Here is a 20,622-nt window from a genome sequence, read left to right on the forward strand (position 1 = left end):
AGGGGACTGCCGTGCTGGTGTCCATGTCGGCCGTGCTGCTGCTCGGCCTGCTGATCTGGTTCCTCCTGCGCATCCGGTACCTCAGGTGGGCCGACGCGCTGCTCTGCGGAACCTTCGGCTTCCTGCTCGCCCGGACCGTGGCCGCGCCGTTCGTTCAAGCGCTCCTCGACGGCGTGAACGGCTTCCTCGGCCAACTCCGCTTCTGAAACGCCTCATCACCGACCCGACAAGGGGACTTCCTGTGTCCGACTACGTCATCCGCTCCGGTGACCGCGCCGCCTTCCTGGCCGGTCTGCGGGAGCTGGCCGACTTCCTGACCGCCAATCCGGCCGTCGCCGTACCGCGCCACTCGTCCGTCGTCGTCCTGGTCGACGCCTCCGACTCCGACGCCCGCCGCGACGGCGTGGAGTCCGTCGCCGCTCCGCTCGGCGTGCCGACGGAGGACATCGGCCGGGGCTACTTCGACGCGCGCCGCGACTTCGGCCCGATCTCGTACGGGGCCGTCGGGATCCCTCCCGAGGAACGGCAGTGATCGCCCGTACGAAGGGCTCCCGACGGGGCGCGAAGTCGCCAAACCCGACCCCGTCAGGAACCCACTCCATCCGCCACATGAGCAGTGAAAGGAGCACCCACACTTTGTCCACCGCGCATCATTCGCGCAAATCCCCGTCGCTCGACTGCGACCTCAGGCAGCGCGACACGCAGGTCTCGACCTGCGCCGGACGGGAACAGATCGTCCTCGTCGAACTCGACGGAACCGAGCAGTGGCTGTGTCCCGCACACGCGGCCGCCGTCTGGCTCACCGACCCGACACTTCGCTTCAGCGCCAAGACTCGGCCGGAAGGGATTTCGGCCGTGATGGGGCAGGCGTTCGGCGACGGGGGTGGTCGCTGATGACTACCGCCCTTCCACAGAGCGTCGTCGCTCTCGTCGACAGGACGTCGGAGCCGGAGTTCGAGGCCTGGCGCCGGAACATCGTCCGCCTCGGCGGCTGTACCAACCCGATTCACCTGGTCGGCGCGGCCACCGTCTACGACACGACGAACGGTGCCGCTCTGCTCTCCTACGGCTCGGACGTCTACGGCGGTCGCCTGCTCACCGCGTGCGGCAACCGGCGGGCGACGGTCTGCCCGGCCTGCTCGGCTCTGTACCGGGCGGACACGTACCAACTCGTCCGTGCCGGCCTCGTCGGCGGCAAGAACGTCCCGGAGGCGGTGAGCGGTCACCCGCGGGTGTTCGCCACGCTCACCGCCCCCGGGTTCGGCCCGGTCCACACCCGTGAACGTGGCGGACGCGTGCCACCCTGTCGGCCTCGTCGGACAGGGGACCGCTGCCCGCACGGAACTCCGGCCGGCTGCCGGGAGCGGCATTCAGAGGATGATCCTCGCCTCGGCGAACCCCTCTGCCCGCGCTGCTACGACTACGCGGGAGCCGTCCTCTGGCACGCGTTCGCCGGCAGGCTCTGGCACCGCTTCGGGCTGGAGCTCCGGCGGGAGACCGCACGCCGAGCCGGTCTGTCCCGTACCGAATTCGGGGAGGTCGCCCGACTGTCGTACGCGAAAGTCGCCGAGTACCAGCGGCGGGGCTTGGTCCACTTCCATGCCGTGATCCGCCTCGACGGGCCGGACGGACCCGACTCGCATCCGCCCCGCTGGGCAACCGTCCCGCTCCTGGTCGACTCCGTACGGGCGGTGGTCGGACGCGTGGGGCTGAACGCCCCCGGTGCGGGCGTCATCGGTCCGCGGGCACTGCGCTTCGGCGCCCAGGTCGACGTACGTCCGGTCACCTCGTACCGGCGGGACGCGGGGGAGCGGCCTGCTTCCCCGGCCTCCGTTGCGGGTTACATCGCCAAGTACGCCACCAAGGGAGCGGAGTCCGCCGGCGCGGTGGACGGTCGCATCCGTCACGCGCGGGACATGGTCATGCTGCCGGTGCGCGCTCACGTGCTCCGCATGATCGCCACGTGCTGGTGGCTCGGCGGCTTACCGGAGTTCGCGCCGCTCGGCCTGCGTCGCTGGGCCCACATGCTCGGGTACGGCGGCCACTTCTCCACCAAGTCCCGCCGCTACTCGACCACGTTGACCGCCCTCCGGCAGGCGCGTACCGACCACCGGGCGGACCAGCAACGGGCCTCCCTCGGTCTGGCCGGCCACCCGACGGTCACGGTCGGTCGGTGGCGCTACGCGGGGCGCGGCTACTCGCCGGAAGCGGCGCTCCTCGCTGCCTCGGTGCGGGAGGGCGGTGCTTCCCATGGCGCGTGACACCCGCTCGACGACTGCCGAGCTGCTCACCGTGCGCCAGGTGCTCGACGAACTGGGCGGCATCTCCCGACGCACCTTCTACCGCTGGCGGGAACTGCGCCTCGCGCCGGCCTGCATCCGGTTGCCGAACGGTGAGCTCCGGGTCCGGCGTGACGTGCTCGACGACTGGTTGGAGGAACGGGCGGAGGGGGCGGCGTCGTGAAGTCCTACAAGGCTTCCGTGTGGAAGCTCTCGGTCAACAAGACCACCAAGAAACCGACCTACCTCGTGCGCTGGGTGGTGGACGGACAGCCCTTCAGCGAGTCGCACAAGACCAAGGCACTGGCCGACCGCTTCCGCGCCAAGCTCGTGCGGGCGCTCGACAAGGGCGAGCCGTTCGACACGGTGACCGGACTGCCCGATTCTCTGCGTGGCGGCAAGGCGGCGCTGTCCTTCCTCGACCTGGCGACCAAGTACGTCGATGCCCGGTGGGCGGAGGCGTCGGCCAAGCAGCGGGACAGCATGACGGACGCCTTGGCGACGGTTGTTCCCGTCCTGGTCAAGCCGGGACGGGGGCGGCCCGCTCCAGAGGTGCTGCGTCGGGCGCTGCGCTCGTACGTCCTGCCCGTGCCGCGCAGGGAGCGGGAGCGTCCGGAGGAGATCGCCTCTGCCGTCCGGTGGATCGAAAAGGCTTCGCTTCCGGTGGGGGAGCTGCAGGAGATCAGCCGTGTGCATGAGCTGATCGACGGGCTGAGCCGGAGGCTGGACGGCAAGCCTGCGGCCACCCAGACCTATCGGCGTCGGCGGGCCGTCGTCTTCAACGCACTGGAGTACGCGGTGGAGCTGGAGCACCTCACCTCCAACCCGCTGAGCCGCGTCCGGCGCAAGCGAGGCAAGCGGGCGGTGCAGGAAGTCGACCGCCGGGTGGTGGTCAACCCGCGACAGGCCCGAGAGCTTCTCACAGCACTCACCTACGTGGGCGGCTACGAGCGGGCAAGCGGCCGGCGGCTGCGGGCCTTCTTCGGATGCCTGTACTACGCGGCCATGAGGCCGGGCGAGGCACTCGGCCTCCGCCGCTCCGACTGCACGCTTCCGGCCCAGGGCTGGGGCCGCATCGAGCTGGCGGAGACCCGCCCGACGGCAGGTAAGGCGTGGACCGACTCCGGCGAGGCGCACGATCGGCGAGGGCTGAAGCAGCGGGCCCAGGGAGAGGTGCGCACCGTGCCGATTCCGCCCCCGCTCGTGAGGCTGCTCCTCGACCACCTGGACGAGTTCGGCACGGCGGAGGACGGCCGGCTGTTCTCCAGTGAGCGGGGCAACGTGATCGCCGCCTCGTCGTACTCCCGAGCGTGGAAGCAGGCTCGTGAACTGGCTCTCGTCCCCGACCAGGTGTCCTCGGTCCTCGCCTTTCGGCCGTACGACCTCCGGCATGCGGGCGTCTCCCAGTGGCTCAACTCGGGAGTGCCCGCCCCGGAGGTCGCCGCTCGCGCCGGCCACTCGGTGGACGTGCTCCTGAAGATCTACGCCAAGTGCATCGACGGCCAGGAGCAGGAGATGAACGACCGGATCATGCAAGGGCTCGGGGAGGACGACACCGAGAACTGAAGACGGTCACGATCAATGGACGGAAGCCCCGGAGCGATCCGGGGCTTCCGTCCGTCCACGCATAGTCCACAGAGACGTGCTGAGGCCTCTCGAAACCTCCGCTGACCTGCTGCGGAGCCCTCCAAGATCAACACGCCATTACAACGTGATCAGTGGCAAACGGCTGCTTCCGGCGGCATCCGCCTGCACATACGCGAAGACCCCGGCTCCAGCGTTTCCGCTGGTGACGGGGTCTTTGGGCACCTTCTGCAAGGTGCCCCCGGCAGGATTCGAACCTGCGCACACGGCTCCGGAGAGCATGCGCATGGCATAGTTGGATATGCGCCTGACCTGCGACTTCTTGGGCGTGAAGCAGGTCAGGGCTCGGTTCTCACTCGCCACTCACTCGAAACCGTGACCTTGCTGGGCGCCGGCGGGGGTGACGGCACTTAGGCGAGGACGTCATCTTCCCTGCCGGGCCACGCCAGCGTGATGCCTACTCGCTGACACAGGTCGATCCACCGTGCCTCGCTCGGCTCATACTCGACCCAGAGGACGGCTTGGACCTTCGTGGCTCGCCCCTGAAGCCTGTCGTGATAGTCAAGCAACTGACCGACGCCCGCACGGAGTTGCCGAGTCTCATTCGCCTCCGTTAGCGACTTAACTTCGCAGACGGTGAGGTTCTTCTCAGAGCTGCGCCAAGCAAGGTCAAAGTCAGGATCGGTGGCACGTGGTGACAGGACTTCCAGACCACGAGCCGCGGCAGCCGTCGCCAACTCATTCTGCAGCCTTCGGTGCGCTTGGAGGTTCCGCTCGGTCAGCCCTGCGTCTGGGGTGCCCGGCTGTGCCGGCGCAGGCTGCACAAATTCATCGACGGGGCGATAGCCGCAGCCGATCGGGACTGTGGGCGGCTGTTCGGTTGAGCCCACGGGCACGAGGTGGAACCGAATGACCCGGCGAAGCGGTCCACCACCTGTTTCAGGAGCCTGCGCGTAGGAATAAGGCGAAGCTGGGTCAACGGCAAACTCACCCACGTAGCGCACGATTCCACGAGATCCCTCAAAAAGCCTTAGCTTGAGGCCCAGTTGAAGGTGGTCACGGATCGACCTGTTGCCCAAGCTGTCGAAGGTCTGGGGCCCTTCTTGGCCGTCGCCGGTGTAGTGGAACGAACCATCCTCCGCCCACTCGTCGAAGTAGCCGTGCTGATGACCTGTTTTAGGATCGGTGAAGATGAGCACGTTGTCGGTGCGAGCGGACTTGCAGATGCCGCCTTGCCGGCTCCCGCCGTACCGGTCATGCAGCTCCACCCGACGGATCATGTCCCCAGGCCGGAGATGCCACTCTTCTTCCTCGGGTAGGGCAGTGGAGGCCTTTGCGAACGCCTCGTCAAAGGCCTCCCACTGGACCTCGGAGAGGCGGTGCGGATTGGCTGCGAACAGAGTCCGCAGAGTCGTGGTGTCCGTGAAGCGTTCATCCTCCGTGAACTGGCTGCGGGCAACTGGGGTGTCGAGCCAGTCGTCGACTTTCAAGGGGACGTACCAGCGAGGTCCGGGGTCTTGCTGCCAGTAGTCGCCGTTGCTGGCGCCTTCGCTGAAGAACGGCTCGCCGGTCAGGTGGCCACGCCCAATCAACCCTCCACGGGGACCAGTAAGCCACATGACGAAGCTGTCCCCATCTGAAAGCTCCGACCGGTAGCGAGCCACACTCCAGGCCTCCAACGGCCTGCCGTCACGTCGGAATGCTTCCAGATTAAAAACGTCAGGGTTGCAGGTAAGGAGCCAAGCAGTCACGAACGTCACCCCCGTGGCGGTTGCATGTCGAGGTGCCATCTCTCGGCACTGGACGGAGGCTACGCCAAGTGTCTGACAATGGGTCGTGGTTCCAACTGCCCCGCGGCGGTGCTGTCGCGGGGGAGCGTGGCTCCATAGCCTTCCAGCGCGTCAGGCAGCTTTGTGGACCTGCCAAAGCAGGTCGGGCCGTTGCGGCTGTCTAGGGTTGCCCGGTCCGTGACTGGGACACAGGTAGTGGCCTTGCTGCCGTTACTCGACAACTTCGTCGTTGGCGACTGCGCGTACGAACGCGGCGAGATCTGTCTCCTGAGGCGGGACCCCGGTCGGATGTCGGCTGGCGTAGACCGAGTAGTAGCGAGCAACGCGTGCTCGAAGTTTGGCTTCCTCTGGCTGGTCGGAAGTCAGACGGAACGAAACCTTGCCGGCCGGGCCGACAGCTTGCAGGGGGCGGCCCAGGCCGTCGAAGGCTTTATGGACTTCGTCGGGTGTGTCTATGAGTTCGTCGGTTACCGCCAGGTCATGAATGACATCCATATGGCCGTCAGCGGAGAAGAGTAGCACCGGGGCCACAGGCTCTTCATGGGTCTTTCTCGGAGGGGTGGTCACTCCTCAAGCATGTCGGCTGATCGCTTCTTCTTGGAAGTGCAGGCGAACGAGGTGGCGTGTTCATGGAAGATCCACAGCGCCAAGGAGATATTGGCGCTGGGCGCCCCGCTGAGTGCTGCGCGCATGAAGGCTGCAACACCGAGCTATGCGTGTTGCAGCCTTCCAGGCCGGACACCCGGACACGGGGCCGATGACGGTGTCCGGCCTATTTGTGCAGGCCAGGGCTTTAACCGGACAGCCGGACACATGGGACACATGGTGTCCCGGCAGTCCTGGGCGGGCTCTCCCTTTGCCCTCGCGCGCCTGACGTTGTCAGAGCGTTCCCGTAACTTGAGGCCATGGTCGCTACAGGCGAGAACTTCACTCACCCCAACGAGTCGCCGGCGGTGGGCCAGCTCGCTGCGGGTGTCCAGCCCTACTACGCACAAAACGCCGGCACCCTTGGGCAGCGGTACGGCAGCGTCACCTTCGAAGAAGTGCATGGCGGGGTGGTGGATCTGCTGCCGCCAGCCCCAGCGAGGGTGCTGGATGTCGGCGCTGGCACTGGGCGGGATGCCGCGGCACTGGCGCAGCGCGGCTACCAGGTGGTGGCGGCAGAGCCGGTGCGCGAGCTACAGGAGGTCGCGCGGAGCCTGCACCCGAGCGAAAACGTCTGCTGGGTGGAGGAATCGCTCCCTGAGCTGTCCCGGCTGCAAGGGCCTTTTGAGCTGGCGCTGTTGTCGGCGGTTTGGATGCACCTCCCCCCGCCGGTGCGTGACCAAGCGATGGAGCGCCTTGCCGCGCTGCTGGCTCCGTCAGGACTGCTGATCATTTCGCTACGACGCGGAGCTCCGCCGACGGACCGCGTGATGTTCGACGTGCCCGCCGAGGAGGTCGTGCGGGACGGGGAGCGAGCGGGGCTGAAGTTGGTGCGACTCGTAGAGGAGGGCACGGACCGGCTCGGCCGTGCCGAGGTGTGGTGGCAGACGGTTGCCCTGCGCAAGGGGGGAGAGTGAGCGGGCGGGAGTTCTACGCCCAGGATGCTTCGGCGCGCGCGTCGTGGAGGCTGGCAGTGCTGATGGGCGCCAACTCGCGCACCTATAAGTTCGCCCTTGGCCAGGCGTTGTTGGAGTTCGGGAGGCATGGACGAGACGATGTTCCGCTTGCCGAGTTCGCCGCCTCTTACAGCTTGGGCATGGTGCGCCACTTGGCCCGGGACCCACAGGCGCCGCAAGCAGTGGAGTTGGGCGAGAAAGATTTCCTAGTCGTCGCCGAGCAGGAGAGTGCTGCGACGCTGGCTGCTGACAATCCCACTGAGCGGCTGCTGGCGTCCGCGGTGCGCTCAATGCCGACGATGGTGATGCAGAAGTTCCACAACCTGCGCGGTGACACTGCGGTGCCCCATACCTTCTATGAGTTGGCTGGAACAGGGCGGCAGCGCGTGGTGCGGCTGACCTCAGACTTGCTCCGATTGGCACAGTCGGAGCAGGCACCAGTCCTGGCTGCGGAGTTGGGCGCGCGTTGGAGCATCGTAGAGAGCTCCTTCGCTGCTGGCGTCGGTCGCAGCCTGGTCGAGGAGGGCATCACGGTCGACTGGGACACGCTTAAGATCACTGACAAACGCCGCCGCCGCTCGGTGACCGGCATCGTTGAGGCCACGGTTGGTTTCCAACATGGCCGCTGCCTGATCTGCGACGACGTCCTGAGCGCGAGCGATGCCATAGCCGTCGACCACGTGTTTCCGTTCTCCTTGATGCACCGCTTCGGCAGCGTCGGCTCTTGGAACGGCCCGGATCTGGACGCCCTGTGGAACCTCGCCCCGGCGCATGCCGCTTGCAACGGAGCCAAGAGCGATCGGCTGCCCACCCAGGTGGAACTCGCCCGTCTAGCAGCCCGGAACGAGGCAATCATGCAGTCCCCCCACCCCCTGCGCCGCACCCTGCAACTCACCCTCAAGGGCGTCCTGCCCGGCCGGAGCATGCCCCTGTGGACAGAGTTCCTAAAAGCAGTGCAGACGGCAGTCTGAAGCGGAACGCTTGCACTAGCACCCTGAGCACGTTCTGACTGGCGCAGATGGCTCCGGAGAGCACGCTCACTGAGACTCTGCCAGGGCTCCGGCCTGCGAAGAAGCCGCGCAAGGGGCGTGCGCTTCTCTGATCCACACGCCCCTCACACGCCGAGGCTCCCATTGCCTGGGGTGTCAGTTGTGCCGAGCGGCAGACTCAGTCTCCGCCGCACCAACCTAGCCACCACTCCAAGGCTCGCTTGCCGGCCGCAGAGCAGACCCCGCCAAGGGTTGCGAGAAGCAGTTGCATCCCTATCGTCCGACGTCTCATCTCGTGGCGCTCACTCGGGCGCTGTCCTGTCACCTGTCCTCCAGTTGGTCGGCTCGCAGCGCGGCGTGGGGAAGCCCGTTCCGTGGACGGCCCGCGACTGCATCTCCATTGACTGGCGACGCGTGGAGTAGCTGGCAACCCGGTGACAGCTCGAAGAGGAGACTGGTCGTTCGCACAGCTCAGAGGCTTTGGTTCATCTAGGGTGTTGGACACCTGATGACACTTGCTGACACTTACAGACGGGATAGGACGCATGTCCACTAGGGGTGCTCGGGGGATCTCCCTGCCCGGAACGGACCAGATACCTCCAGGTCCAAGACGCGACGTGCTCATTGAGCTACACAGGCTCTACCGCCTAGCTGACACCCCGGGCGTTCGCAGCATAAGCACCGAGGTATTAAAGAGAGACGATCTCAGTGCGACTATGAACAGAGATTTGGTCTCACAAATCCTCTCCGGGCGACGCTGGCCTACGGTCAAGCAATTGGACAGCCTCGTTCGCGTTTTGGCCAGTCAGGCCATCAGCGGTCCCGGAGAGGATGCCGAAAGTTCGCGGTTTATTGCTCTCTGGGTTGCGGCAGAGGAACCGTTTGTGGAAGCGGTGACTGAAACTTACTCTAAAGATCCCACACTTCGAGCCTTTGAGGAAGCTAGCGCTTCGGGTGATGTAACTCCCATTATTGAGTTGGCTGAGAATCGGCCGCCGGAAACCATCGTCGATATTCTGCACAAACTGAAGGAGCGCAATTGGGTCAACTTCGCCAAGGGGCTACTGGAAGGGTTGGCTGAACGCTTGCCCCCCTCTCGTGTTCCAGCCTTGGCTTCCCTCCTTCCGCCCTCATCGGATGATGGATGGTTTCCGGCAGAGGGGAGGATCTTCGTGGGTGCGTTTGCCAGAGTGCGACCCATCTTCGATGTCTGTCAACTTGCTGACCTGATGATGCGGGCTGGTGCCACTGGTTATGCAGCTACCTTGGTCAGGGTCGTTCGGGATGAAAGGAGCCTAGCGGAAATAGCCGGGCTCCTGGTCTCGCTACATAAAAGGGGCCACGGCTGGAAAGTGGGAAACACTTGGAATTCTGACGATGTTTGGCCTGCTTCTCCGAGCGCTGTTCTGCTGCTAATTCGAGAATTCCTCTCGCTAGGTTGTCCAGAGGGTGTGTCCACGCTTGTTGCTCGTTACGGAAGTGGTCACTCTAGTAAGCATCGATGGGATCTGTACCAGTTGCTGGGGGAGAAAGAGATGTGGGATATTCGGGAGGGGTTGATTCAGTCGCTGGTTGAGTTAGTCGCTGAGCGTGAGGTGGCAGAATTTGTGACAATTGCAGCTTCGGCTGGTGATGAGGAACTGTCCTCTAGAGTGATTCGCGATCTCGTCTCCTTTCGTAGCTGGGGTAACGCATCTAACTTCATTCAGTTACTCCCTCCAGAGCTCGAAGCGATCGCAACCGAAAGCCGGAAACGCGTAGAGGGAGGTCCGTGAAGCGCCTACCAGGGGCGCGCTGCCGCGTGGCTGTAACACCCCGGGGGCAGCCACGTCGCGATCGGACAGGCAGTTCAGCGGAGCGCCCTGTTGTCCCACCCATTCGGCCAGGTCAACTCAGGTATCGGGACGCTCGGACAGTAGGGACATGGCCTGTCCACAGGCTCCGTTCCTGATCGAGTGAGCAGGGACCCGGACACTTCGTCCGGGTCCTTTGCCGTTGGGTGCCTCACGCTCGGTCGAGCGGACAGGAAGGACCATCTGTCCAGTGTGACGGCAGGCTCGGTACCGTGAAGCGGGCCCCTACAACGCAGGAGGCAACACGCAATGCGTGGTCTTGGAGATCACCTCAGCATTGGCGAGCGCATCGCGTTCTACCGGAAGCGCCGCGGCTACACGCAAGAGGTGCTGGCCGGTCTGGTCGGTCGTAGCACTGACTGGCTCGCGAAGATCGAGACGGGGCGCCGGAAGCCGCCCCGTATCGACATGCTCGCGGATCTGTCGCGCATTCTGCGTGTACCACTCGGAGACCTGCTCGGACAGGCCGTCCTCATGGAAGACGAGCGCCAACAGGACGACGTCCCCGCCGTACGCGACGCCCTCATGAGCCCGCGTCGCCTCTCGCGACTGCTCTTCGGCTCCGAGGCTGAGACCCAGCTGCCGACGCCCGCCCCTGTAGCCGTGCGGGTGGAGCAGGCATGGAACGACTACCAGGGCGGACGGCTCGGCAGTGTCATCGCCGCTCTTCCCGTGCTGTTGCAGACTGCACAGGAACTGGAGGAGCGCGCGGCGCGTCGCGGTGACGACCGTAGCGATTGCTGGGCAGTGTCGGCGCGCACGCACCACCTCGCTGCCACGACGCTCGCGAAGATCGGTGAGTCTGACATCTCATGGCTCGCTGCCGAGCGCGCGATGCGAGCCGCTGACGAGTCGGACGACCCGCTCGTGTTGGCCTCCGCGGCCCGGTCCGGCACGCATGCTCTGCTTGCCAACGGGCGCTACGACGACGCTCTCGAATTGGGCAACACGGCGGCAAGGTGGCTGTCGTCCCAGGTAACAGAGAACGACCCGGCCGCGCTCAGCCTGCTCGGGATGATCCACCTGCGTGCCGCAGTCGCGGCAGCGCGGCATCAGGATCGGCCCACTGCAACGGGGCTGTTGGACCGTGCCGAAGAACTCGCGGACGACCTCGGGTCGGATGAGAACTACTGGCAGACCGGATTCGGGCCGACGAACGTCCTGCTCCATCGCCTGTCTGTTGAGCTGGACCTGGACAACGTCTCGTACGTGGTGGAACACGGCCGGATCAACGTCGACCACATGCCGCAGGAGCGCAGCGTCTCCCACCGCATCGACTACGCGCGGGCTCTGTCGCTCGCCGGCCAAGGAGACGAGGCGTTCGCGGAGCTGCGTACGGCTGAGCGCACGTCGCCGCAGCTCGTACGCAACAATCCGAGGGTGCGCGAGACGCTGCGGGATTTGATCAAGCAGTCCCCCGTGACCGGCGGTTCGCGTTCGTCCGAGGTGTTCGTGATGGCGCAACGGTGCAGGGCGGTGCAGTGAGTTCAGGCAAACGCGGGGTGCTCGGGGTCGTCGGGTCGGCGGCCGGAGGCGTAGAGGCATTGCGTACCGGTCTCGTCGAACCCGCGATGGATCGCGGGTGGCAGGTGGCCGTCACGCTGACGCCGACCGCAGGTCAGTGGCTGCGGATGAGTGGGGAGGTTGAGCGGCTGGAGAAGCTCACCGGTCTACCCGTACGCGACGAACCGCGCCTGCCTGGTGAGGCCCGGCCGCATCCGCCGGTTGATTGCTACGTGGTCGCTCCCGCCTCCGCCAACATGGTCGCCAAGCTCGCGACTGGCCTGATGGACAACCAGGCATTGACCCAGGTTGGCGAGGCTATCGGCACCCTTGGTCTGCCGGTCGTCGTCTTCCCGCGGGTGAACGCTGCGCATGCTCGCCACCCCGCGTGGCAAGGCCACATCAACGCTCTTCGTGCTGGGGGAGTGCACGTCGTCTACGGCCCCGACGTCTGGCCGCTGTACGAGCCGAGGGAAGCGCCAGCGGGGCGTGAACTTCCGTGGGCCGCAGTACTGGACGCCGTGGAGGAAGCCACGCGGTGACGAGTCGTCAACCTGCCTGACCTGCCAGGAAAGAGGACCCGGACAGTCTGTCCGGGTCCTCTTCCATTTCCGGCCGCATGCTCATTGCCATGCCAAGGATCAATGAGCGAAGCGGCGAGTTGGGAGGTCTGACTCCCACGGAACTTGCCTTGATCGAAGCGAGTTTGAGCGAGGCGCGTGCCACGGCTGAACGACTGCTGAGGCGTGCGGACGAACTCACGGCGAGGGTGGAGTCCCTTCGCCCCCATGCTGTTCAAGGCGGTCCAGTCGCTCACCGAGCAGACGAAGAGCGTCATGAATCGAGCTGAGCTCTGCGGCCAGTGCGGTGAACGCGGGGCTACTGCCCGGCTCGGTGCCGAGCGGCATCGAGGGGTCACGGACGAACGTTCCGCGGCCTTGCTGGGTGAGAACCAACCCCTCGTCGCGGAGCTGGCCGTACGCGCTCTGAACGGTCAGGAGCTGCACGCCAAGTTGCTTGGCGAGTGTGCGAGCCGCGGGGAGTCGATCTCCCGGTTCGTACTCGCGCTTCGATCCTGTGATCTTCGCTCGGAAGTCCGCAGCGATGTCCTTGGCCGTGGGCGCCTGCCTGGGCGCTTCTGAGCTGTGCTCCATGGGTTCGAGAGTAGCCGGACTAAGTCAATCTCAGAGTTCTCGCCGGACCTCCTTGACAGCCCGATTGACATAAGTCAATCTGAATCCACGCCCGGAGGGCCCCGTGAAACGGGCCTGAAGGAAGCGGTTGATCTTTGAGAAACGCCTGGTCGCAGGCGTACATAAGTGGGTCTCTGAGCCGTCTCCCCCGAAGTGACGGCCGCGCGGATGCAAGACCGCGCGATTCCAACCCCTCCGCAGCGTCATGCATCCGCGCTGCGCCGGTTGCCTCCGCTGCTCGTCTCGTACGAGCAGCGTCGAGGGGAGCCGGAACGCACTTCACTGCCTGCTCTCCAGAGCGGTCGCCTCTCACCACCAGGCCACGACCGCCGGCACCTTCCTTGTCCCTTCGACATCAGGAGCGCTGCATGCGCACGTACATCGGCGGTCATCAGGCCGTCTCCGTCAACGACTTCATCGAACTGGCCCTGGGCACCCCGGCTGAGCTGTGGCTCGGGGAAGAGGGCGAGACCGAGGAGGAGCGCGCGGCCCGGCTGGACGCGGCCCGCGACATCCTCGCCGACAACCCGGAGCTCCCCGACGACGTAGCCCGCATCGCCGCCGAGGTGATCGAGGCGCACGCCCCGGAGCTGTTCAACGTCGTCCCGCTGGTCCGCCCGGCCGTGCGTCGTCGGCCCTCCCGGAAGGGAGCGGCGGCATGAGCGCCCCGGACACCGGCACCCTGCTCGCCGCCGCTCATGCGGAGGTGAAGGCGGAGATCACGCGGACCGACACCAAGACGGCTCTCCTGCTCGCGTTCGTCGGCGCGGTGCTCGCCGGCGCCTGGACGGTCGCCCGTGACCTGCCGATGAACCTGCCCGCGTACGTGGTGGGCGGGCTCGGCATGGCGGTGCTGGTCGCGGCGGCCGGTCTGCTGCTGCGATCGGTGCGGCCGAACATCAAGGGGCGGCACGGCTTCCCGCTGTGGGCCACCCTGACCCCCGAGCAGATCAGCGACGCCGTGTCCCGTGATCTGGCTGCCGACATCGCGGGTCTGTCCCGCCTCGCGGTCGCCAAGTTCACCTGCCTGCGGCGCGCGGTCGACGTGACCTGCATGGGCGGCGCCCTGCTCATCCTGGCTGTCCTGCTCGCGGTCGGGGGTGCGCGATGAACCGGCGGGTGTTGCGGGCTCAGATCACGATGCGCTGCTGCGGCACGACGGCTCCGGAGCGGACCGCCGGGCCGTGCTGGCAGCTCTTCATCGTCATGACCGGCCTGGTCAGTGACTGGCCCACCTTCACGTGGCCCACGTCGCCGCAGGCCCCGACGGTCGAAGAGCGCGCGGCGGCGCTCGCCTCGCTCGGCTTCACGCTCGCCGAGGACGCTGAATGGGAGTGGTGCGAGGACGCCACCTCCGAGTACCACCCGCACCCAGTGCAGGTGGAACTGATGGCCGCGACCCAGATCCGGCCGCTGAACGGGGGTGCGGTATGACCACCACCGAGACGACACCCACCGCCGAACGTCCGGCGGTGCCCCCGCTGACCAAGCCGGAAATGGGCCTTGCCGGGTTCGGCGCGCTCGCCGCGGCCGGAGTCGGCGCGCTCGGCCTGATCTCCTCCTTCGACGCCGTGTCGGCCGCCGCCGCGAGGTGGGGGTTCGGTGAACCGTGGATGTTGCCCGTCGGTATCGACGTGGCCATCCCGGTGTTCACCGTCGCCAACCTGCTGCTGATCCGGATGGACATGGCGCTCGCGTGGGTGCGGTTCGTGCCCTGGGCGCTCACCCTGGTCACCTGCGGGCTCAACGTCGCCGCCGGACACGACGTGTGGGCCAAGGTCGCGCACGGCACCATGCCGCTGCTGTGGGTGGTGTTCTCCGAGGTCGGCGCCCACATCTACGCCGCCCGGATCGGCGCCGCCACCGGCCGACGCATGGAAAAGATCCGGTTCTCTCGCTGGTTCCTGGCCCCGGTGTCGACGTTCGCGCTGTGGCGGCGCATGACGCTGTGGGAGGTCACCTCCTACCGCCGGGCGCTCGCCTACGAGCGGGAGCGGCTGTTGGCCCGCGCGGACCTGCACGAGCGGTACGGCTGGAAGTGGCGTTGGAAGACCCCGCGGCGCGAGCGCGTGATGCTGCGCACGGGCGAACTCGCCCCCGCTGGCGACGACGTACCAAGCCCGAAGCCGGATCAGGCACCCGAGAAGCCGAAGAGCGAGGCAACGAAGCCGTCGCGCAAGCGGCCGACGACGGGCAAGGCCAGGACGGTGCAGCGCACGACGGCCGAACTGCTCGCCGAGGCACGCACCGCCACGGCCGACTGGACGGATGCTCAGATCAACGCCGAGGCGCTGCGCAAGGAACTGCACTGCGGCTCCGGCCCTGCCCGGCAGGTGCGTGACGTCCTGCTCGCCGAGCGAGCCGACGGGCGCGCCCTGCACTCTGTCGACAACCCCGAGTCGGACGCGTCCGGCGACGGTGCCGAGGGGGTGGCAGCGTGAACACCCTGGCCACGGTCCTGCTGTCCGCGCTGCCGCTCGCCGCTGGTTGGGCGGTCCATGTGTGGTGGCTGCGAGGCTGCCTGAACACCGCCCGGCGTGATCCGCTCACCGGGTTACGCACCCGCGACGGCTTCACCCGCCGCGCCACGGTTCTACTCAAGGACCCGCGCGCGGTCGTGGTGCTGGCCGACGTCGACAAGTTCAAGCAGATCAACGACACCTACGGGCACGCGGCCGGGGACGCGCTGTTGAAGGCGACCGCCGACCGCCTCGCCCACCACGTCGGCCGTACCGGGGTCGCCGGGCGGCTCGGAGGCGATGAGTTCGCCGCCGTCCTCATCGACGACCACGGCACGGCCGGAGATCTGCTCCCCGTGCTACATGGGGTGCTCGCCCGGCCGGTCGACGGCCAGGACCCGGCCGTATCCACCACGGTCTCGCTGGGCTGGGTACGTGCCGCGGACTTCCCCGCCGACGACCTGTCCGCGCTGCTGCGGCGGGCGGATGAGGCGATGTACGCGGCCAAACAGGCTCGCGCCGGAACCCGGCGCGCCGGGCTCGGCTGGCTGTTCGCCAGCGTCACCGGACGACGTGCCGGCCGAACGGGCGCCCGCCAGGACTCGCCCGTGGTGGGGGTGGCGGCGTGAAGTCACAGCCCCTCGTCGGTGCCGCCGTGTTCACCACGGTCATGGGTGCGGCCAACTACCGCTGCCAGTGCGAGGGCGAGTGCGGCAACGCGCACGCCAAGGGCGACGGCCGGTGCCAGCACGAGCACGACCACTACACCAGCAAGCACGGGCGCCGGGTACGGCTCATGGCCGCGCCGGTCGACCCGCTCGCCACCGACGTCGCCGCCGCTCGCCTCCCGGCGAGTGAGCTGCGGGCGTGGTGCCCCGACTGCCACACCGCTGCCGCCCGGCTCGCCCGCAAGCGACTGCCTGCGGCCGCTACGGATCAGTGCGGCCTGTTCGACCTGTAGCACGCGCGTTCCGGCGACCGGATTCCGGTCCTCTCCAGCGCTGCCCTGCACTCACCATCGCCAACACGGGCCCGGCCGCCCACCTCCTACAGCGTCGGCCGGGCCCACCCTCCCGCCATTTCCGGAAGGAAGTCTCAGTGAAGCACCCCGACGACGACAACGAACTCTTCAACCGGCTGGAAGCCGAGATGGCCGCCGACTCCGACACCCCGTCCGGAGGCGACGTGGTCAACCTCGACAAGGCACGGTCGGCACGCACCGAGTGGGCCGACCCGACCACCCGACCCGACGCCGACCGGTCGCCCGACTCCGACGCGAGCCGGTCGGGTGCCGAGTTGGCCGACCCGACCGCTCCCGTGACAGTCGACCAGTCGACCCCGACCGCCACCGGTCCGGGCTACCTCGGTCGGCTGGCCGCAGCGCAGCGCAGGGCGGTCGTGCCGGTGTGGCTGCGCTCGCTGGCGGAACTGCGGACCGCGTCCGTGTGGGTGGCCCGCCACTACGCGCACGCCGCCGGGTACCACGCGCTGCGTGCCCCGGTCTACGCCGCCCGCCTTGCCTTGCAGGCGCCGACCGGTGCCGCGCGGTTCGTGGGCGGCACCATGCGGTGGGTGGCCGACCGCGAGGGCGAGCCGGTCCGACTCGCCGCCGTACGGCGCGAGGACGCGGCCGAGTACCTGAAGCTGTCGCGGCAGCGTGACGGCAGGGTTCGACTGCGCACCCTTGTGGCCGTGCTGGCGATGTTCGTCGGGTTGGGCTCCGCGCTCGCCCTGTACGTGCTCGCCCCCGGCTGGCTTCAGGCGGTGTCGGTGGGCACGGTCGTGATGGCGCTCGGGTTCGCCGGCCGCCGGGCGGACGCACCGGTCATCCACCGCGCGGTTGAGCTGCCCAAGGCGGTCAAGCTCACCAGTGACATCGTGCTGCGGGCACTGGGTGCGCTGGGCATCCCGGCCATCAACCAGGCGCAGTCCAAGGGCAGGGACGGGTTCGAGTTCACCGCCCCGATCACCCGCGACGGCCCCGGTTGGCGGGCGGAGGGCAACCTCCCCTACGGCGTCACCGTCACGGACGTCATCGAGCGCCGCGACCGGCTCGCCTCCGGCCTGCGCCGCCCGCTGGGCTGCGTGTGGCCCGAAGCGGTGCCGGACGAGCACACCGGCCACCTCGTGCTGTGGGTGGGCGACCAGGACATGAACAAGGCCAAGAAGCCCACATGGCCCCTGCTCAAGTCCGGATCGGTGGACCTGTTCAAGCCCGTCGCCTATGGCACCGACCAGCGCGGACGCTGGATCGAGGTCACGCTGATGTACATCGCGGGCATCATCGGCGCCATCCCGCGCATGGGCAAGACGTTCCTGCTCAGGCTGCTGCTGCTCATCGCCGCCCTGGACCCGCGCGCCGAGCTGCACACCTACGACATGAAGGGCACCGGCGACCTGGACCCGGTCGGCAACGCCGTCTCCCACCGGCACGCCGCCGGAGACGACGACGAAGCCATCCTGTACGCGCTCAACGACTGGCGGGCGCTGCGCGAGGAACTGCGGCGCCGTACCAAGGTGATCCGCTCGCTGCCCCGGGACATCTGCCCCGAGTCGAAGGTAACCAGCGCTCTTGCCGACAAGCGCTCCCTTGGTCTGCACCCGATCGTGATCGGGGTGGATGAGTGCCAGGTGCTCTTCGAGCACCCGGAGCACGGCAAGGAGTTCGAGGAAATCGGCACCGACCTGGTCAAGCGCGGCCCCGCCACCGGGATCGTGCTGCTGCTGGCCACGCAGCGCCCGGACGCCAAGGCGCTGCCCACGGGCATCTCCGCGAACGCGTCGGCCCGCTGGTGCCTGAAAGTCATGGGCCAGCTTGAGAACGACATGGTGCTCGGCACGTCCGCGTACAAGCGCGGCGTGCGGGCGACCATGTTCGCCTGGGGTGACAAGGGCATTCACTACTTCGTCGGTGAAGGCTCCGATGCCCGCATCGTGTCCTCCGTCTACGTGGACGCGCCGGGCGCGGACAACATCGCCGCCCGTGCCCGCAGGGCCCGCGAGAAGGCCGGACTGCTGTCCGGGTACGCGCTCGGGGAGGCACCCGAGCCGGTCGCGAGCGGCTACGACCTGCTCGCCGACATCCTCGCCGTCGTCCCGGCTGATGAGCCCAAGGTGTGGTCCGAAACCGTCGTCGCCCGGCTCGCCGAACTGCGCGAGGACGTCTACGGCGGCTGGGACCCCGAGTCCCTCGCCGCGGCCCTGAAGCCGCACGGCGTCTCCACGATCCAGGTGGGGCGCCGGATCAAGGGCAAGGTCGTCAACCGGCGCGGCATCGACCGCTCCCACGTCACCGCAGTGATTGCGGAGCGTGACGGAAACCGGGACGCGGGCTGAGTGTTCGGGGCCGCTAACGATAGCGGCACGCCCCGCTAACGTTAGCGGCCCCGCTAGCGCCCCAAACCGCCTTTGATCAGGCTGCTAGCGGATAGCGGCCCACCTGCGGAATCCCCTGAAACCCGCCTGGAAGGGCCCCTCATGACCCCTGCCCTGCTCGCTATCACCCTCCTGCTCGGCGTCACACTGTGTTACGTCGCCGTGTGTGCGGCCTCGCCGTTCGGTAACTGCCGCACGTGCCGCGGCATGGGCCACGCGCTCAAGACCGACCGCAAGGGACGGCTCAAGCGCGGCAAGGACTGCCGCCGCTGCCGCGCGACCGGCAAGCGCATACGCGTCGGCCGCTGGCTCTACAACCGCTGGGCCCGCATCTACCGCGCGGGCACCGACACCCCCCGCCCGGAAGGCTCCCGATGATCCTCGACATCTCCGCCGTGCTGCTGTTCGGCGCCGCGTCCGCCTTCGCCGTCAAGACCAAGTCCGCCGGAGGCGGCGCCGCCCTGGTGCTGTTCCTTTTCGGCTTCTTCGCCGCCGGGACCGGCGCGTACGAGCCCATCCATGACGTCGTGCAGGCGTGCGCCGACGCCCTCAGCGACCTCGGCAACTGACGGGAGACCGACACCGTGAACGAACCGACCGTGCAGCGTCATTGGCTCGCCATCGTCGCACCCAAGGCTGCACCCGCACTCGCCACCACAACCGTGCTCGCGCTGGCCCGGATCTGGAACGCCAACGGCGCCGAACACTCCGTCGGCAACGCCGTGCTCATGGCCGCACTGTCCATCGGCGCCGCCGCCGCGGGAGCGTGCGCGAGCGTCGGCCGCGCCGGAGACAGCACGATTGCCGGGACCGCGTTCGCCGCCTCCGGCGCCCTCGCCTTCGCGGGCGTTGCCGGATACGCCGACGGGCTCCCGCTGCCACTGCTGCTGTGGTCGGTCGCCACCGCCGGCGCGTACGGGCTCGCCGCCCGCTACTGGCGCAAGGACCGCCGCGAACGCGTCACGTACGAGCGGCACGCGAGCGAGCGGCGCGAGGAACGCGCCCACGTCGAGCGCGTCGAGACCCTGCGAGCCACGACACAGATCGAGGTGGCCCGCACCGGCGCCGCCTATGCCGAACAGCTCGCGCAGGCACTCGTCACCCGCGCCGCGCTGCCCGGTTTCGACCCCAAGGCCCTCGAAGCCGCGGGACTCCCGGAGCTCCCGGCCGCGCGGGGGGACCGGTGAAGTTCTACCTGACCACCCACAAACGGCACTGGGTGCGCCTGACCCGCGTGCCGCTGTTCCTGAAGTCCGAGCACTTCACCGCCGCGGTCAAGCTCGATGCGGCGCAGGGCCCGTACGCGGTGGACTCCGGCGGTTTCACCGAACTCCAGCGGCACGGCCGCTGGACGCGCACCCCGCGGCAGTACGTGGACGACCTGCGCCGCATATGGGAGTGCGTGGGCCCCTACGACTGGGCGGCACCGCAGGACTGGATGTGCGAAGACCTCATCATCCACGGCGGCACCGCGGGCCCGCTCACCTTCGCCGGGACGCACCTGAGCGTGCGCGAGCACCAGCACCGCACCGTGGCGAACTTTCTGGAATTGCGCTCACTCGCCCCCGAGTTGCGCATCATCCCCGTCCTACAAGGCCGCACGGTCCCGGACTACGAATGGTGCGCCGAGCAGTACGCGCGGGCCGGTGTCGACCTCGCCCGTGAGCCGGTGGTGGGTCTGGGATCGGTGTGCCGGTTGCAGTCCACCCGCGAGGGCGCCGCGATCGTCACCGCCATGGCCGCGCGCGGACTGCGCCTGCACGGCTTCGGCTTCAAAACCCTCGGTCTGGCACAGGTCGGCTATCTGCTCGCCTCCGCGGACTCTGCTGCATGGAGCTACCACGCACGCCGCAGGCCCCCGCTGCCCGGCCACACGCACAAGAACTGCGCCAACTGCCTCCCCTACGCGCTGCGCTGGCGCACGCACGTCCTCAGCGCGCTGCCCACCTGGCAGCAACCCACCCTCGATGCGGCCTGACGACCCTGTCCCGAAAGT

Annotated in this window: 25 protein-coding genes; 22 read left to right on the forward strand and 3 right to left on the reverse strand. The window is 67.8% G+C overall.

Going from position 1 to position 20,622, the window contains the following annotated elements:
* The first annotated feature begins 11 nt into the window (after positions 1-11).
* From ACGH52_RS26275 to ACGH52_RS26300, 6 genes are all read left to right on the forward strand, one after another.
* A complete protein-coding gene (locus ACGH52_RS26275; RefSeq protein WP_062642117.1) occupies positions 12-206 on the forward strand; it encodes a hypothetical protein in 195 nt (64 codons plus the stop codon).
* Between the two features lie 35 nt (positions 207-241).
* Positions 242-532, forward strand: a complete 291-nt coding sequence (locus ACGH52_RS26280) for a hypothetical protein (RefSeq protein ID WP_399942829.1) — start codon at positions 242-244, stop codon at positions 530-532.
* A 104-nt stretch (positions 533-636) separates the two neighbouring features.
* Complete coding sequence (locus tag ACGH52_RS26285; protein WP_399942832.1) at positions 637-894, forward strand: hypothetical protein; 258 nt, start codon at positions 637-639, stop codon at positions 892-894.
* A complete protein-coding gene (locus ACGH52_RS26290) occupies positions 894-2,261 on the forward strand; it encodes a replication initiator (RefSeq protein ID WP_399942834.1) in 1,368 nt (455 codons plus the stop codon). Before ACGH52_RS26285 ends, ACGH52_RS26290 begins: the two co-directional genes overlap by 1 nt.
* Positions 2,251-2,463 carry a helix-turn-helix transcriptional regulator gene (locus ACGH52_RS26295; protein ID WP_399942837.1) on the forward strand — a complete coding sequence of 71 codons (213 nt, stop codon included), beginning with the start codon at positions 2,251-2,253 and terminating at the stop codon, positions 2,461-2,463. The genes ACGH52_RS26290 and ACGH52_RS26295 overlap by 11 nt, the downstream gene beginning before the upstream one ends.
* Positions 2,460-3,845 (forward strand): tyrosine-type recombinase/integrase, encoded by a 1,386-nt coding sequence (locus tag ACGH52_RS26300; RefSeq protein ID WP_399942840.1) that lies wholly within the window; start codon positions 2,460-2,462, stop codon positions 3,843-3,845. Before ACGH52_RS26295 ends, ACGH52_RS26300 begins: the two co-directional genes overlap by 4 nt.
* Positions 3,846-4,273: 428 nt before the next feature.
* On the opposite strand, the gene ACGH52_RS26305 is transcribed toward ACGH52_RS26300, so the two are convergent.
* Together ACGH52_RS26305 and ACGH52_RS26310 are read right to left on the reverse strand one after the other, a co-directional pair.
* Positions 4,274-5,614, reverse strand: a complete 1,341-nt coding sequence (locus tag ACGH52_RS26305; RefSeq protein ID WP_399942843.1) for a hypothetical protein — start codon at positions 5,612-5,614, stop codon at positions 4,274-4,276.
* 249 nt (positions 5,615-5,863) lie between these two features.
* Positions 5,864-6,220: a hypothetical protein gene (locus ACGH52_RS26310; protein ID WP_399942846.1), complete on the reverse strand. Its 357-nt coding sequence runs from the start codon at positions 6,218-6,220 to the stop codon at positions 5,864-5,866.
* Positions 6,221-6,558: 338 nt separating this feature from the next.
* On the opposite strand from ACGH52_RS26310, the gene ACGH52_RS26315 reads away from it, so the two are divergent.
* The 5 genes from ACGH52_RS26315 to ACGH52_RS26335 all read left to right on the forward strand — a co-directional run bounded on the left by ACGH52_RS26315 (position 6,559) and on the right by ACGH52_RS26335 (position 12,141).
* Positions 6,559-7,215 carry a class I SAM-dependent methyltransferase gene (locus ACGH52_RS26315; protein WP_399942848.1) on the forward strand — a complete coding sequence of 219 codons (657 nt, stop codon included), beginning with the start codon at positions 6,559-6,561 and terminating at the stop codon, positions 7,213-7,215.
* Complete coding sequence (locus tag ACGH52_RS26320; RefSeq protein ID WP_399942851.1) at positions 7,212-8,225, forward strand: HNH endonuclease; 1,014 nt, start codon at positions 7,212-7,214, stop codon at positions 8,223-8,225. The genes ACGH52_RS26315 and ACGH52_RS26320 overlap by 4 nt, the downstream gene beginning before the upstream one ends.
* Before the next feature lie 794 nt (positions 8,226-9,019).
* The gene (locus ACGH52_RS26325; RefSeq protein ID WP_399942853.1) at positions 9,020-10,018 is read left to right on the forward strand and encodes a hypothetical protein; all 999 of its coding nucleotides are present in this window, start codon (positions 9,020-9,022) and stop codon (positions 10,016-10,018) included.
* A 327-nt stretch (positions 10,019-10,345) separates the two neighbouring features.
* Positions 10,346-11,581 (forward strand): helix-turn-helix domain-containing protein, encoded by a 1,236-nt coding sequence (locus ACGH52_RS26330; protein WP_399942856.1) that lies wholly within the window; start codon positions 10,346-10,348, stop codon positions 11,579-11,581.
* Entirely contained in the window at positions 11,578-12,141 is a 564-nt protein-coding gene (locus ACGH52_RS26335) for a flavoprotein (RefSeq protein ID WP_399942859.1), read from the forward strand. The genes ACGH52_RS26330 and ACGH52_RS26335 overlap by 4 nt, the downstream gene beginning before the upstream one ends.
* 216 nt (positions 12,142-12,357) lie before the next feature.
* Here the strand turns inward: ACGH52_RS26335 and ACGH52_RS26340 are convergent, their stop codons facing one another.
* The gene (locus ACGH52_RS26340; RefSeq protein WP_399942862.1) at positions 12,358-12,753 is read right to left on the reverse strand and encodes a GntR family transcriptional regulator; all 396 of its coding nucleotides are present in this window, start codon (positions 12,751-12,753) and stop codon (positions 12,358-12,360) included.
* 407 nt (positions 12,754-13,160) lie between these two features.
* Here ACGH52_RS26340 and ACGH52_RS26345 point away from each other — a divergent pair, with 407 nt between their 5' ends.
* The 11 genes from ACGH52_RS26345 (at position 13,161) to ACGH52_RS26395 (ending at position 20,604) form a co-directional block, all read left to right on the forward strand.
* Positions 13,161-13,454: a hypothetical protein gene (locus ACGH52_RS26345; protein ID WP_399942865.1), complete on the forward strand. Its 294-nt coding sequence runs from the start codon at positions 13,161-13,163 to the stop codon at positions 13,452-13,454.
* Positions 13,451-13,903, forward strand: coding sequence for a Pycsar system effector family protein (locus ACGH52_RS26350; RefSeq protein ID WP_399942868.1), 453 nt, complete (start codon positions 13,451-13,453; stop codon positions 13,901-13,903). Before ACGH52_RS26345 ends, ACGH52_RS26350 begins: the two co-directional genes overlap by 4 nt.
* Positions 13,900-14,226, forward strand: coding sequence for a DUF6303 family protein (locus tag ACGH52_RS26355; protein WP_399942871.1), 327 nt, complete (start codon positions 13,900-13,902; stop codon positions 14,224-14,226). The genes ACGH52_RS26350 and ACGH52_RS26355 overlap by 4 nt, the downstream gene beginning before the upstream one ends.
* The gene (locus tag ACGH52_RS26360) at positions 14,223-15,233 is read left to right on the forward strand and encodes a DUF2637 domain-containing protein (protein WP_399942874.1); all 1,011 of its coding nucleotides are present in this window, start codon (positions 14,223-14,225) and stop codon (positions 15,231-15,233) included. Before ACGH52_RS26355 ends, ACGH52_RS26360 begins: the two co-directional genes overlap by 4 nt.
* Positions 15,230-15,880 carry a GGDEF domain-containing protein gene (locus ACGH52_RS26365; RefSeq protein WP_399942877.1) on the forward strand — a complete coding sequence of 217 codons (651 nt, stop codon included), beginning with the start codon at positions 15,230-15,232 and terminating at the stop codon, positions 15,878-15,880. The genes ACGH52_RS26360 and ACGH52_RS26365 overlap by 4 nt, the downstream gene beginning before the upstream one ends.
* Positions 15,877-16,212 (forward strand): hypothetical protein, encoded by a 336-nt coding sequence (locus ACGH52_RS26370; RefSeq protein WP_399942880.1) that lies wholly within the window; start codon positions 15,877-15,879, stop codon positions 16,210-16,212. Before ACGH52_RS26365 ends, ACGH52_RS26370 begins: the two co-directional genes overlap by 4 nt.
* Positions 16,213-16,349: 137 nt before the next feature.
* Positions 16,350-18,587 (forward strand): cell division protein FtsK, encoded by a 2,238-nt coding sequence (locus ACGH52_RS26375; RefSeq protein ID WP_399942882.1) that lies wholly within the window; start codon positions 16,350-16,352, stop codon positions 18,585-18,587.
* Positions 18,588-18,728: 141 nt separating this feature from the next.
* Positions 18,729-19,004, forward strand: coding sequence for a hypothetical protein (locus tag ACGH52_RS26380; RefSeq protein ID WP_399942885.1), 276 nt, complete (start codon positions 18,729-18,731; stop codon positions 19,002-19,004).
* Complete coding sequence (locus ACGH52_RS26385; RefSeq protein ID WP_399942888.1) at positions 19,001-19,195, forward strand: hypothetical protein; 195 nt, start codon at positions 19,001-19,003, stop codon at positions 19,193-19,195. Before ACGH52_RS26380 ends, ACGH52_RS26385 begins: the two co-directional genes overlap by 4 nt.
* Before the next feature lie 15 nt (positions 19,196-19,210).
* Entirely contained in the window at positions 19,211-19,813 is a 603-nt protein-coding gene (locus ACGH52_RS26390) for a hypothetical protein (RefSeq protein WP_399942890.1), read from the forward strand.
* Positions 19,810-20,604: a hypothetical protein gene (locus tag ACGH52_RS26395; RefSeq protein ID WP_399942893.1), complete on the forward strand. Its 795-nt coding sequence runs from the start codon at positions 19,810-19,812 to the stop codon at positions 20,602-20,604. The genes ACGH52_RS26390 and ACGH52_RS26395 overlap by 4 nt, the downstream gene beginning before the upstream one ends.
* Positions 20,605-20,622: the final 18 nt, after the last annotated feature.

The organism is Streptomyces sp. BBFR25, assembly GCF_044590125.1.
Taxonomy (GTDB): Bacteria; Actinomycetota; Actinomycetes; order Streptomycetales; family Streptomycetaceae; genus Streptomyces; species Streptomyces canus_D.